Origin of the sequence: Paraburkholderia silvatlantica, from assembly GCF_003096715.1 — a bacterium.
Classification (GTDB): domain Bacteria; phylum Pseudomonadota; class Gammaproteobacteria; order Burkholderiales; family Burkholderiaceae; genus Paraburkholderia; species Paraburkholderia silvatlantica.
This window is the reverse complement of sequence record NZ_QEOL01000015.1, coordinates 25692-38753: the sequence shown is the minus strand read 5'-3', so window position 1 is coordinate 38753 and position 13062 is coordinate 25692. Positions and strand designations below refer to the sequence as shown.

14 protein-coding genes and 1 pseudogene are annotated in these 13062 nt (G+C 58.3%); 4 read left to right on the top strand and 11 right to left on the bottom strand.

All coding sequences use genetic code 11. The features are described 5' to 3' along the window. Nucleotides 1–18 precede the first annotated feature (18 nt). From C7411_RS20165 to C7411_RS20140, 6 genes are all read right to left on the bottom strand, one after another. The gene (locus C7411_RS20165) at nt 19–1107 is read right to left on the bottom strand and encodes an 8-oxoguanine DNA glycosylase OGG fold protein (protein ID WP_133253683.1); all 1089 of its coding nucleotides are present in this window, start codon (nt 1105–1107) and stop codon (nt 19–21) included. Continuing rightward, nucleotides 1064–1909 (bottom strand): SIR2 family NAD-dependent protein deacylase, encoded by an 846-nt coding sequence (locus C7411_RS20160; protein ID WP_110385827.1) that lies wholly within the window; start codon nt 1907–1909, stop codon nt 1064–1066. The genes C7411_RS20165 and C7411_RS20160 overlap by 44 nt, the downstream gene beginning before the upstream one ends. A 43-nt stretch (nt 1910–1952) precedes the next feature. After that, the gene (locus C7411_RS20155; RefSeq protein WP_243413261.1) at nt 1953–2096 is read right to left on the bottom strand and encodes a WCX domain-containing protein; all 144 of its coding nucleotides are present in this window, start codon (nt 2094–2096) and stop codon (nt 1953–1955) included. 608 nt (nt 2097–2704) lie between these two features. Next, nucleotides 2705–4258 carry a sensor domain-containing diguanylate cyclase gene (locus C7411_RS20150; RefSeq protein WP_110385826.1) on the bottom strand — a complete coding sequence of 518 codons (1554 nt, stop codon included), beginning with the start codon at nt 4256–4258 and terminating at the stop codon, nt 2705–2707. A 704-nt stretch (nt 4259–4962) separates the two neighbouring features. Next, nucleotides 4963–5751 carry a tyrosine-type recombinase/integrase gene (locus C7411_RS20145; RefSeq protein WP_165822847.1) on the bottom strand — a complete coding sequence of 263 codons (789 nt, stop codon included), beginning with the start codon at nt 5749–5751 and terminating at the stop codon, nt 4963–4965. A 262-nt stretch (nt 5752–6013) separates the two neighbouring features. Beyond that, a complete protein-coding gene (locus C7411_RS20140; RefSeq protein ID WP_110385824.1) occupies nt 6014–7162 on the bottom strand; it encodes a hypothetical protein in 1149 nt (382 codons plus the stop codon). Nucleotides 7163–7288: 126 nt separating this feature from the next. Between C7411_RS20140 and C7411_RS20135 the strand changes: the two genes are divergently transcribed. Together C7411_RS20135 and C7411_RS20130 are read left to right on the top strand one after the other, a co-directional pair. Continuing rightward, nucleotides 7289–7660, top strand: coding sequence for a hypothetical protein (locus C7411_RS20135; RefSeq protein WP_110385823.1), 372 nt, complete (start codon nt 7289–7291; stop codon nt 7658–7660). Continuing rightward, nucleotides 7657–7977 carry a DUF2623 family protein gene (locus C7411_RS20130; RefSeq protein ID WP_165822846.1) on the top strand — a complete coding sequence of 107 codons (321 nt, stop codon included), beginning with the start codon at nt 7657–7659 and terminating at the stop codon, nt 7975–7977. Before C7411_RS20135 ends, C7411_RS20130 begins: the two co-directional genes overlap by 4 nt. A gap of 575 nt (nt 7978–8552) precedes the next feature. Here C7411_RS20130 and C7411_RS38650 read toward each other — a convergent pair. The 3 genes from C7411_RS38650 to C7411_RS38645 form a co-directional block, all read right to left on the bottom strand. Then, nucleotides 8553–9110 carry an H-NS family nucleoid-associated regulatory protein gene (locus C7411_RS38650; protein ID WP_110385821.1) on the bottom strand — a complete coding sequence of 186 codons (558 nt, stop codon included), beginning with the start codon at nt 9108–9110 and terminating at the stop codon, nt 8553–8555. Nucleotides 9111–9452: 342 nt separating this feature from the next. Further along, nucleotides 9453–9923 carry an alpha/beta fold hydrolase gene (locus C7411_RS20120; protein WP_110385820.1) on the bottom strand — a complete coding sequence of 157 codons (471 nt, stop codon included), beginning with the start codon at nt 9921–9923 and terminating at the stop codon, nt 9453–9455. 126 nt (nt 9924–10049) lie between these two features. Then, nucleotides 10050–10328 carry a LysR family transcriptional regulator gene (locus tag C7411_RS38645; RefSeq protein ID WP_165822845.1) on the bottom strand — a complete coding sequence of 93 codons (279 nt, stop codon included), beginning with the start codon at nt 10326–10328 and terminating at the stop codon, nt 10050–10052. Nucleotides 10329–10630: 302 nt separating this feature from the next. Here C7411_RS38645 and C7411_RS20110 point away from each other — a divergent pair. Continuing rightward, a pseudogene (locus C7411_RS20110) lies at nt 10631–10879 on the top strand (TraI domain-containing protein); the annotation flags it as partial. Between the two features lie 153 nt (nt 10880–11032). Here the strand turns inward: C7411_RS20110 and C7411_RS20105 are convergent. Next, nucleotides 11033–11437: a winged helix-turn-helix transcriptional regulator gene (locus C7411_RS20105; RefSeq protein ID WP_110385818.1), complete on the bottom strand. Its 405-nt coding sequence runs from the start codon at nt 11435–11437 to the stop codon at nt 11033–11035. Nucleotides 11438–11494: 57 nt separating this feature from the next. On the opposite strand from C7411_RS20105, the gene C7411_RS20100 reads away from it, so the two are divergent. Next, on the top strand, nt 11495–12121 hold the full coding sequence (locus C7411_RS20100; protein ID WP_373682612.1) for an FMN-dependent NADH-azoreductase: 627 nt from the start codon (nt 11495–11497) through the stop codon (nt 12119–12121). Between the two features lie 260 nt (nt 12122–12381). On the opposite strand, the gene C7411_RS20095 is transcribed toward C7411_RS20100, so the two are convergent. After that, on the bottom strand, nt 12382–12966 hold the full coding sequence (locus tag C7411_RS20095) for a TetR/AcrR family transcriptional regulator (protein ID WP_110385816.1): 585 nt from the start codon (nt 12964–12966) through the stop codon (nt 12382–12384). Nucleotides 12967–13062 lie beyond the last annotated feature (96 nt).

The following is a 13062-nucleotide window of genomic DNA, read 5'->3' as shown; positions in this document are numbered from 1 at the left end:
CAGAGTAGCCCTTTCGCGCTATTCATCTGGGAGTGCGGGAAAAGAAATATTATCCGCATCTCTGCTCGCGTACCCTAGATGAATGAGTACCGGCCCAACGTACGAGGCAACACGCACCTTCGTCACATTTTCACGGAGCCATCCGTCGATGCTCTCACCGCTTTTGCACGTCAAAGGGACTGACATCCCATTAAAGCATCTTCTCAGACCTTGAATGTCATCAGCATGAATTTTAGTGCTCAGCCGAAGGTCACGGCCATAGAAAAATTTGATACATCCATCGTCATATTTCTCGAATTCGAACGGTACCTGTTCTTTTAGCGTACAAAGTTGATTTCGACCGCCTTCAATCACAGGCCGGTAGATATTGCGTTTTGTTTTCTTACCTGGCCCTAGTCTCTGCCCCTCAGAAAACAACGCGTACTCGATAACATCTGGGCTGCAGCCAAGTTTCTCCGCAGCCGCCTTAGTCCGACGGACAAAATGTGCGTATGTCTGTCGTTGCTGGCCAGACTTATATTCAGGCCAGTCCCCATACTCGTCAAATCTATGGTAATGAAGAGCTCGCATGACCATCTGGTCATAGATGAGAGCCCTGCCTTCCTGAGTTTGCAGCCCCGCGAAATACAATATCTTAGAAAGAGTCGAGATGCCAACGTAAGGAATCAAGAGCTTTGAGATAACTACATCCAGTTTCGAATCACCAGTCGCCGTTGCCATTTCATCGCCAATTTTCTGGGCGGCTCGCAAGGTTGCGCGCACCGTGTCCTGATTGCCCGGACCGACAACGCCACGAGGATAGCCCCAGATAAGCACTAGTACCGCCGCATGTACCAAGTCGTGAGACTGCAGCATACCAATCACAGCTTGGCGGCTAAGAGAAAATCCAGACGCGCGTTGCTCCTCCGTGTAACCGAGCTTAGCTAGAGCAACATCGACCTCAAGATAACGCTCCCAATTTTTTGGATTGAAGGAAAACGACTGCCCCATAACTTGATTGTGGTCAACTACCTGAACCAACTCGGATAGAGAAATTCGCATTTTCATTTTTCCTGACACCGATTCATTCTTCTGGCGATGAGTCGTCCGTCTCGCCAAGGTATTCATCTACGCGCTGCAGCGCATCTAGCGCGCTGAATGCGATACCCACCCCTGCCTTCGACGAAATTGCGGGCTCGCGAGGATTAATACGGATAACGCGAGGCCCATTCCGCTCACTGAATCGCCTGACAGTCGGGACAGCCTGGCCTGCGCCTAATTCAAATACGGCTAGATTTTCCACAGACTTTAGCCATACGTTCAACTGTTCCTCCTGCCGGTCCACATATCTACTTATCCACCCCCAGTCGCCGAACATCAGGATGTTCGGTCGCGCGAGCCCACCGCAGTGCGGACACCTCGGCATCTCGTTCTCGAGCAGGCAACTCGATTCGTTGACGACGGGAGAAAAATCATCCGCCGGCCAGGTGTTATCGGTGCAAGCCTCGACGCACTGCAGCCGGTGGATGGTTCCATGGCATTCCATGATGCGCTCGACATCAAAACCGGCTTTCTGGAACTGGCCGTCGACATTGCTCGTGAACACGAAGGCACCGTGCTGCATCGCCGACGCCCACTTCAGAAGGATGCCGAATCCGGCATGGGGCACGGTGGCACGATAGAGCGCCAGGCGGTGCCCATAGAATCCCCAGCTCAGGCGCGGATTGCTCGCAAAGCCAGATGGGTTGGCGATGTCTTCGAACGAGAATCCATGATGGCGCAGCGCTGGATAGGCGCGCCAGAACCCCTCGGTTCCCCGGAAATCGGGTAGCCCGGAATCCACTCCCATGCCGGCGCCCGCAGTGATGAGCAGCCCATCTGCGTCGCGAATCCAGTCGGCTGCCAATCTGATTGCAATGTCGCTTTCCACCTGCTACCCCCGATTACGCTGTTTGATTTGTCGATTACGCGATTCAAGCGGAATTGCCGTAACGCTTCGATAGCGCAGCCGCCTCGCGCGCGAATTCCTCGCGTAACGCGGAGGGCCCCAGAATTTCGGCGGCTGCGCCGAGCGAGCGAAGCCACCATCGCAGCTTTACGCTGGGGACTACTGTCACGATTACGCGGCTCACTCAAGCTCCGCCTCTCCCGGCCACGGAGGTTAACGACTAGCGTTCGGTGAAAGCTTTTGCGGCGGCCCTCGCTTTTTCAAGTTGACCTTGCTTGAGCGCCTGCCACTTGTAGCACACTGAGCTTGTTACGCAGCGGAGGCGGATATGACTCAGGTGACATCTACCAAAGACAAACGCACGCTGGACTATTGTGTCGAGGACGCACTGTGTATCGCACCGGGCAGTGTCAACAAAATACGGGCGATGACTGTGCACTGCCTCACGCCAAGCAGGTATCGCTTGAATCGATGGTCCGCGTGGTTATCGTCCTCGGTTTGGCCGGTAGTCTGGCGGACCTTTTTGCGCCCCGTGCGCCGAAGTCCATCCGCGAGATGGAGGCGATGAGCGTGACGCGATAGCGTGCTTCGAAGTCTGCGAAGTAACGAGGCATAGCGGTTGCGGGAAGGACGGTGACCGTGAGTTCCGCTGCATCAAGCGCGCGTGGCGCTGCTCACATAGCCGCTGCCGACGTGGAAGTACAGCACGCGCGCAAGGGTCGACCTAGACCTACTCCCGCCGACCAACGACGCGATTACGCGCCATCAGTTCGTGACTCACCTCAGCCCCACGCCAACATTGTCGAGAAGCGCCACATCCCTCTCAACCGCTGAATGTTCCTGCTGCGGCATGACAGTGTTGCGACCAGCAGCTTTTGCCTCATAAAGCCGTTGGTCGGCCATATCCACGAGTCGGTCGGGTGCGTCGCCGGGCCGTGCGTTGCCGTCGAATACCGCAACGCCGATACTTACACTCAGTCTCCTGCATCGGCTGCCGAAGTTTGCCGGGTCCGTCATAAAAACCGCAGATCGAATCTTCTCAGCCACCTGGCGTGCGTCTGGCAGTTCGGTATTCGGGAGCAGTACACAGAACTCTTCGCCGCCATAGCGGCCAACGAAATCACCGGGCCGGCAGATGTTCTCAGCAATGCAGCGAGCGATGGTTCTCAACGCCCTGTCTCCTGTCGAGTGCCCATAATTGTCGTTAAAGCTTTTGAAGTTATCGACATCCACCATCAAGAGGGAGAGGCTCTGCTTATTCCTGCTGGCACGTCTCCACTCGGCATCGAGCGCTGAATCCAGAACACGGCGCGTGCCCACGCCCGTTAGGCTATCGGTATTGGCGAGCCGATGGAGTTGCTGTTCCATTTCGAGGCGCTTGCGCAATTGCCACGAGACCATTACCGACATCGCGATGATGAGAAAATCGAGTGCGGCCACAACCCCGCCGATGGCCCAGGCGCGCCGTTTCCATTCAGCATAGATGTCCTCTGTCGCAAGGCCTACAACAACTATTAGCGGGTATTTCCCGACATGTCTAAAACTATACAGGCGCTTGGCACCGTCCAGCGTCGCAGTGCCAACATAGCTGCCTCGGTCCGCTTGAATGAGTGGATTGAATGATGGGGGCCCTGCAATGCTTTGTCCGACTTCCCGCTGGTTATAGGGGCGTCGCATCAAGACCGTTCCATCGGGTCGCACCAATGTGATGGAGCCGTGGTCACCAAGCGTCGTCCCTTCAAAGAGGCGGTGGAAGTAGTTCAGCCGGAGTGTCCCGACAACGATGCCGGCAAACTGGCCGCGGCCGTCCGTCAGCCGTCGGCTCAATCCAATAGATGTCTCAGGCTTTGTTATACGCGGTGAGAATGGTTTGCTGATATAAAGCCCGGCGTCCGCCGATTGCTGTTGAATCGTGAAGTAATCCCGGTCACGGACATTGACCCTTCTAGGTGGTACCGAGCGAGAATCGATAACGACGTCACCCGCAGAGTTCGTGACCAGGAGAGAGCCCATGTCCTTGGCGTCGGTTAACCTGTCGAAGAGGACACGCTGACGAATCTGTGGTGGCAATTGCTCGACGGCCGGGTCGCCGACGCCGTCAATAACTGCTTCCAACGACAGTTCGTAAACCTCGATGTTGCGTTCAATATCGCGCTGCAGAATGAGAGAGATATTATCCGCGGCGTCGCGTGCGCGCGCAAAGGCATCCAGGCGCATATCGTAGAGCGCCAAGGCAACGACGGACGCCAGCGCTATAGCGGCTGCAGCCGCTCCTACGATGAAAAGAGTTGGGCGTGCCAGAAAGGCCCCAGCAAACTTCGTCAACGCCATTACGCCTCTACGGTCACATTTTCGCGTTGTGCCTCTCCCGACACAATCGAGTGGGTCTCGTCGAAAATGAGGGGCACGCCAGCGGCGATTCTAATGCCATATCCAGCAACATCTCACGGTAAGTTGCGGGGTACGCATCGCAAGCATCTTTAGCGCGACAACATTGAGCCGGAGGGTTGACAAAATAGCCCAGGCAAGCCGCTTTCGGCGAGGAACACATGAGCGGCCATATTGATGTAACGCAAAGCACTAAGGCTTTCCGTGTGCTAGTCGTGACGAAGTTCGGACATCTGCGGGGTCTCGCCCACGTGGCGGGCGCCGGCCAGCGTGCAAATAGTCCCCGAGATTCGACGACGCCTCCTGCCAGCACAGTTTTCTTATGCGGGCCACCCCCGGATTGACTACCGCTGGAGTTGGTTTCTCAGTCCCTACGCAAAATACAAACGGAATATGGCAGTAAGAAAGCCCTGCAAACGCAAGAACACTGCCTGCGTTGCACGGTGGTATCCGTGCTGCACTGGGCGAGCTTGGCAACGTCACATCAAGTCTGCGCCAGAACTAGTCGATTGCGGTGTTGCCGCAGGTATCCAAGCCTACGGAGAGCGGCATTCACTGTGTTCTCGCTCATTGGCCGAGAAGCGGCTCTAACACTTGGGAAAGGTAACGTCCATGCCCAGTTACCGAGTGAAGATCCCTTAGGACCGCTAGCGACTGCGGATGTGCCACTCAGCATGGTCCAGGTCGAATTCGGACCACTCAGCCTTTCGAAGCTCGCCCGGACGTACAAAGGTGAGAATCCCGATTAGCAATGCGCATTTCGTTTCAAAACCACCTACATAGTCCCGAATCGCGCACATCAGTGCTCGCACAGCTTTCGGATCCTTGATCGACGCGTAGTGCTGTTTCAGTGCTGGCTTGAGAGCTTCGCGAAGATCAGCGGTTGAATCGCGGTCCGTTCGCCCGGTTACCACCGCGTAGCGGAAAATCTGGCCGCACTTCTGCAAGGCACGATGTGTCGTATCGATCGCGCCTCGCTTTTCAATCCTCCGTAGCGCGGCTAATAGCTCTACGGCCGTGATCTCCGCGATTGGACGCGCTCCCAGAGACGAAAACATGTCGCGCTCCAGACAATGCATGATGAGGCTGGCATACTCCGCCTCCCATGTGCCTCTCGTCAATTCGAACCACTCTCGCACAATGACTTCGAAACTGTTCGCGGCGCGATCCTTTGCCGTCGCTTTTTCTGCTTTCCTGGCTTCGCCTGGATCGTAGCCCGCTGCAAGCTTCTTCCGCGCCTCGTCGAGCCGGTCACGGGCGTCCTTTAGCGATACGGTCGGATAGGCGCCGAGCGCAAACAGTTTTTCTTTCCCTGCAAAACGGTACTTCATACGCCAGAGGCGAGGTCCGCTTGGAGTCAGAAGAAGATAGAGACCGCCGGCATCGGACAGCTTGACCGGCTTGACGCCGCGAATAGTGGTATCGAAGAGGGGCATGGGGTTATTCCTGCCGAGAAGGACGGCATACCGCCAAAACCACCCCCGCGAAACTGAGGAAGTCAACGGGTCGCAACAGCAACCGACGGAGCAGGAAATGGTCTCAAGTGACCACCCAGCAACGGTTTGGGAGATCCGAATGGAACGTCCCAGAAGTTGACGGAATAACAAATGGTGGGCCTTCGGAGAAAACGAGTGTGCAAATCCCGTTTTACTCCAGTCGGACTTACTGCCGCTGCCCTCCCACATAGCATCTAGCCGATTACGTCGGTTTTCCCGAAACCGGCTCCGGCGAACCGGCGCTCGCCGCCACGCGGCGCCACGGAAGCCGGTCCGGTTCGTAGGCGTCGATTCGCGCGCCGACGGCCTTGCGGGCGTCCGCCACGGTTTTGCGGCCCACGCCCGGCAGGGCGTCCATCGTCTTGTCGTACGCCGCGGAAATGCCAAACGACTCGACGACGATCCGATCCCAGCAGTAGAACCCCGCGATGAACGGTGCGACGCGGTTGTAATCGCTCATCAGTTCGTGCGCCTCGGGCCGGATCGCCGTGCGCAGCAGCGGCTCGAGCGCCGAATCGGGATCGGAGTCTTCGCTGAAAATCGGATCGAGGAGGTCGCCTGCCTCCAATTTCTCCATCATCCGTCGCGCGCGCAGACCCGCGCGCGCGGCCTTCAGCTCCAGCTCGATCGCGGTTGCGGACGGCACCGGCTCGAACGCGTCGAACACGAGCACGATCCGGTTTTCGAGCGTGTGCCCGTCGATCGCGATGTCTTGCAGGTCCGACGCATACACGTCGAATTTTTTTGGCACGACGCGCGCTGGGCGGCGCAACGGATTTGGGTAGGTATGAAGCGTCGGAGGGGGCGGCTTGGTGCGCTCAGCCGGATCGGCGCCACTGTCGGGGGGCGGCTGCCGCGTGGTCGCCGCTTCGCGTTCGCCCATGCTCGAAAAACGCCCCTGCGCGCCGAGCGCCTTGCGGCCGTCGTCGGACCGGATATAGGTCCACCAGGCGTAGAGCGCGTCGAGCGGGTTCTCGATCGAAAAGTCGGCGAGGCGAAAGCCGCGATAGTCGACCATCTCGTCGAGCAAACGCTGCACGTCGCCACCAAATTGCTCTGCCGCGCGGCGGACGAAGTCCTCGTCGCAGGGCGCGCAGCCCAGCTCGTCGATGCGCCAGTCGAACTGCACGAGATCGAAAACGAGATCAACGCCGTCTTCGGCCGTCACGTCCTGCAATTGCGCTTCTTTCTCGCGCCACAACTGCTGTAGCGCCCGCCGCAGATCCACGAGCCGCGCCCAGCAGGCGGGCTGACGCACGCGTGCCTTGCGCTTCGCGATTTCGATCCAGAAAATCCGCTCCAGCGTCTCCTTCTCATAGAGCTCGGACAGCGTGTAGTCGATTTTCACCAAGTGTCAACTCCGGACTGGTTTTACCCTGTTCGTCGTGGCCTCCGGCATGCTGGCCCGATAACGTGAGCGTGTTGTTCGCAACGATAGCAGCTTCACCCAACCACGTATCGACCGAGGACCACGACTATGGACTATTTCGCGCCGCCGACCATCAAGGACGTCATTGCCGCGCTCGCCCCCCTGAAAGATATCAGCCGCCCGCCGGGGGACAACGAGGGCGATCCGCTGAACAGCCCGCACGTGTATCGCCATCTCGCGCGGGATGCGCGCGAGCGCGTCGACCACGCCGTGCAGGTGGCGAGGGAGTACACGCGCCAGCCCGGCGATTTCGGCGACGCGCCCAACCGCCGCTCGCTCACCACGCTAACCAAGAACGGCTTTCCGGCTCATCTGGGTCCCGATCAATACGATCCGTACCGTCTCGTCGGCAGCGTGCAGGCCGGCGAATGGAAACTCGACCTGAGCGACCCGGCCCTGAACGAAGACGACGAGGCATGACGCGCATTCCGCAAGCACCACCACCGATCGTCGAGCTCGGCTTCGCGGCGGGCGCCAATGCGCCGGAAGCGCCCGACAAGACCGAAATGTCGAAGTTCAAGGAAGCGTACGCGCTGGGATTCGTCGCGGGTTTCAGCACGGCCGAGTCGGTTCGGCGCATGAACCGAATGGCGGCGGCCGCGACGGCGGGCACGCTCGCGGCGCGCTACGGCCTGCCGGTCGACGACGTGCTGCGCGTCCTGGCGCTGCCCCCGGAATTCGGCGACGCGCTGCGCGCGGCCTGCGACGCGGAAAACCGTGCGCGTGCGCCGAAGTGATGTCGCTGAGTTGGGCCTTCAAATGCAAAACAGCCAGGCGATTTACGGCCTGGCTGTTTTGCATCGCGCGTCATGGCGCGGGGCAACGACGGGCAAGAAAGAATTGGGCCGGGTGGGGTTCACACTACGACAGCTCAGGTCCGTCCAACAAGGGATTGCTCGATGTGGCGCTATCCGGTTACCCCCAGATCTACCCCCAAGAAACGGCGGAACAAAACGGATCGCAAGACCAGCAGGAAAATGCTGCCCGCAACTCTCGCGCCCCGCGGACGACGTCGCCTCGCTGTCTCCATTCTGCAACGACCAAATGACACTACGCCGTTACCGGTGGTCCCGCGAGGCCGGCGCACCGACCGACATTAGCACACGCGAACTGTACCGATGAGTCGACAGCAGAACTGCCGAGCCGACCGCCTCCTCGTTTTGCATTACTGTGCTCGTCGCAGCTTTGTCGTCCCCTTTGCAACTACCCTCTTCGGGGCAATCTTCTTCGCGGTCGAATTCGCCGGCCCCGCCGCACGATTTCCTGTAGGAGCTGCGCTAACTATCGCTTTCCCAGCGGTGACCTTTTCTAGTCACGAGCTTCTTCGCTGGGACTGGCTCACGGTGGTCGCCTTCGGCACCGCTTTGCCCTTGCCTTTAATCAGAAATACAGCCCGGTCCTTGGCCTCCGCTAGCCACGCCGGGGCGCGCCCCCGTCCACTCCATGTTGCACCCGTTTCCGGATCGCGATATTTCGGAATCTGCGGCCCGCGAACATAGTTTCCGGCTTTGCTTGCCCTTTCGGCAGCACTCGCAGGATGCCGTGCGCTGGCATCAGTTAAAAATTTGTCTCGATTCTTGGCGTTAGCAATCCAAGCCGGTGCACGACCATGACCAGTCCATGTCGCGCCGCTCCTCGGATCAACGTACTTTGCTCCACCATTTAGCTTGCTGGCAGCTTTTACGCCAACCGTCTGCCGGCCGCGCTTTTTCCCGCCGACGTGTGATTCAAGGTCGGCTAACGTCAGACCATGCTTTTCCATCAGTTCGGCGATCTTGCGAATGGCGACCAATGACTGCTTCCTAACGATTGCTTCCGCTTCCGCCTGCAACCGACCAATCTTTGCCTGAATATCTTCTAGCGTAGCCATCGCCCCCCCCATCGTTGTACCAATGCCCGCACTATGCCACATAGAGCATCGGGGTGTTAGTGCGCCGGAAAAAGCATCTGATGTAATTGTCGAGCACTGAGTGCCTCAGTGGGGCTAACTCGAAATATTCTTCTATTTCTTATCTGAGTGTTCACCCACTCGATCATCAACTGATCGCCCAAACCCGCATGGTTAAAGGATTTAGCTGCGATTGAAAAAGGCCTTTACCGTCGCTCTTACCGTCAGAAAAGCAGACCCTTTGCTGGCGCGGGTTTGCGTGGCATCGGCATATCATCAATCAGCACCAATCATACATAACTCGAGACTGCACTTCAGCCCCATTCAGTTGCGGTAGCGCTCGACAACGTCCGCTACGCCGCGGCCGCCCGTTTCCGCATCGATCTCCACCTGGACTGTACTGTCCATCGTTCCCATCGCATTCGTGGTACAACCGGGATGGATATCTATGAACTTCGAGATGAAGGTGGCAATCGCATCATTTTGTTCATCCATTGCGAAGTGCCCCGCGTCGAGCAGACGGACCTCGGCATCCGGCAGATCGCGCCTGAAGGCGGTGGCTCCCACGCAAGACGGATCGTTGCGACGCCACACGAAGAGTGTTGGCGGCTCATGCTCAGGCAGCCACGTCTGCCACACCGGATACGACACGACATTCGTCCGGTAGTCATACAGCCGCGCGCCCTGAATGTCCCGCTGTCCTGGCCGCGACAGATGCGCGTATTCGTCGGTCCACGTGTGGGGGTTGTAACGCTCGGGGTGCGTGGCACCCGCGATACGGCACTGTTCGGTCACAGCCAGTTACATGAACGCATCGAGGACGTCTTGATGCGCTGAAGGATCGGCCCAACACAGCGCGATGCCGCTTCACGTCGGTCCGAGCCCTTCCTTATATTTGGTAGAGCGAACGCCCGTCAGGCCTTAGCCAGCTCCGACATAGCCAATCGCAACCGGTCGACTGCGAAATCGAGGAAGACTCTCATCTTGAGCGGCAGCAGCCCGCGCTCCTCGCGGAGTGATGTACTCGCCCAACCGCAGCTCGTTCGGTTTCCTTAAGTCTTCCATCATGCGTTTGGCCGACTCGACGCAAGCCTGGCCCGCATCGGTCAAGGTCAGCTTGCGCGTTGAACGATGCAGCAACTTCGTGCCGAGGTACTCTTCGAGTTCGGTGACCTTCCAGCTAACGGTCGGGAGCAGCAACTCAAGGCATTCGCGGCCGCAGTAAGGCCACCTTTTCGATTGTGAGCAGCACGATCGACATTGCTTCCAGTCTATCCATTCAATATTCCACCCAATGAAAGATGCGCAGATGGTTGAAAGATGTCATTGTCCGAAATGAAACATGCACGAAGCCCTTTCCACCTTGAAGCACGATCAACTGGACATCGCGGTGGAAACCCTGAAGCTGATGTAGAGAAGTCACTCATTTTGTACGGCGACGAGAGTGGTAGTAGCCGCCTGAAATTCTCTGCATTAACGCCGCAGCATGGCGAACTCATCGGCAGGCGGACCAGGCATCCGTCGTGAGGAACTAGGCGGCCAATCACAGAAAGCATTGGTGGCACCAAAACAGGCGTTGCAACGCAAGCTGCTCCGCGGGCCACAGCATCTCGTCCGCAACGACCTGAAGTTGAATCAGCCCCGGGCATCCGATGGCTGGCCAACGAATGAAGGGCTATGGCTCGTGAGCAAGACCGGCGCCGACAGCGCTAAACGCTTATCTGCTGTCGCAGGAAATTAAAGGCACCCCGAAAGCAATCCAATGGTGGCACGATTCAGCTGTATTGAACCGATCACGATCTGCGCGTCGCCCGGATCCTTTTCTGCGTTAGGCTTTGCCCGCACGCTCGTGACCCCGAAGTCATGCAGATAACCGACCTGAGCCGCTCTTTCCCCAGCGAACGTCAGGCCCGCCCGGACCCGCGTCGATCGATGCGAGCATCTTTGTCCCGATCAAAGCGTGCCCGGTTGTTCTCGATCTCGTCGAGATGCTCTCCCGCCCATGCACCCAGGGCACGAACCGGCACGGCGAGGGATTGTCCGAGCTGCGTCAGGGCATATTCGACCTGCGGGGGCACCGTCGGGTAGACCGTGCGGCTCACCATGCCGTCGCGCTCGAGTGCCTTCAGGGTACGCGTAAGCATCTGCTGCGAGATCCCGCCGATGGTCCGTTTGATCTCGTTGAAGCGGCGTGGCCGATCGATCAGTACCCTGACAATCATCACCGTCCATTTGTCGCCAACTATGGCGAGTACCTTGCCAACCTTATGGCACTCGGTGCTGACGCCCGGTGAGGCAGGCATATCCATTTGACCTGGTCCTAAAAATATGCGTTCTTGGCGAATCGCCTCTAGTTACATAGCATAGTGCTTGTCACAAATCCAGACCAGAGGCCAAATGTGAACCTGCTCCATCTCGATTCCAGTATCATGGGTGCAAACTCGGCGAGCCGCGTGCTCTCTGCCGCCATTGTCGAGCGGATCGTCGAAACACACGACGCCGTGAATGTCACCTATCGCGATCTTGCCCGCGAACCGCTCCCGCATCTCTCCTTCGACGCGTTCATGGCGCTCGACGCCGGCGACGACGTGCAGCAGTTCCTCAACACCGACGTCGTGGTGATCGGGGCGGGCTTCTACAATTTTTCGGTTCCTACTCAGCTCAAGGCCTGGATCGATCATATCGTCGTGCGCGGCAAGACCTTCGCACGCGGCGAGAATGGACCAATCGGCCTTGCCCAGGGCAAGCGCGTGATCGTCGCGCTGGCGCGCGGAAATGTTTATAGCGAGGGCTCCCCGTATCAGGCGTTCGAGCACGCCGAGACCCTGCTTCGCTCGGTGTTCACGTTCATAGGCGTCTCCGATATCGAATTCGTCGTCGCGGAAGGACTCGGGCGCAGCGAGGAGGTGCGCCGCGCCTCGATCGCAAGCGCACTTGAAGCGGCGCGCAAGGTTTCTCCGAACGCTACCACTCCGGCTACCCATGGAGCTTGAGTGGCGGGGCCCTCGCCCATTTTCGAGTGCAAGGGAATCTCCACGCGGTAGAAGACGCGCGCCGCGATTTTGATCATCGAGCCGCGTCATGATTACGCAGCCTATGCTCCGGGCTAGCGCTAGCGACATCTCCGGTGAGAGGCACATGTCCATTGCACCAGTACGACTGCATTAGTGACAGGCGTCACTGACACTGCATCACTCAGGGGCGCCTCACATCGCAGCACGTTATATCGTCAAGGTGAGTTGGACCGAAACTGTCAGGGAATGAGTAACATGGTGAAAATTACTCGCTTGAACTGCTCAAGGGGCAATGGACTCCGATCAACCTTCATGCGCATCATGGCCCCCTCCCAGGACGCCAGCAGGAAGGTCGCCGCATCGTCGGCATCCAGGTCAGAGCGTATCTCACCGGAGGTCTGACCCGCACGAATGGCCTCAGCGAATGACGCCGTGAGCGATCGGCAGACCTGTACCAGGTGTTCGCGCAGCAGTTCGCTATGCTCAGGCATCTCCAGGCTCAGGTTGCCGACCAGGCAGCCATATCGCCAGCCGGCAGCGTCCAACCATTCCATGATCGTATCGAAGTAAGCGCGTAACCGCGCTACTGGCGGGAGGCGCTGATCGCGAAGTGTCTCATCCATGATCGCCTGCGTGCGCTCATGGTAGCGATCAAGCACAGCTATTCCAAAGGCCTCCTTGGATCGAAAGTGGTTGGTGAAGCAGCCCTGCGGCACACCAGCCTCGGCCGTGATCTCGCGCACACCTGCGCTGGCGAACCCACGCTCATGAAGTGTCCTGACGCCGGAGTCGACGATTTTTTCCCGCAGTGATGGTCGCGCCATTTGAGTCTGTGCTGTAGAACAACAATAAATACGGTTGTACGTATTCTATTGTAGACTGATTTTCGTGTCATCCATTGCCGGACCAACTTTAATCAG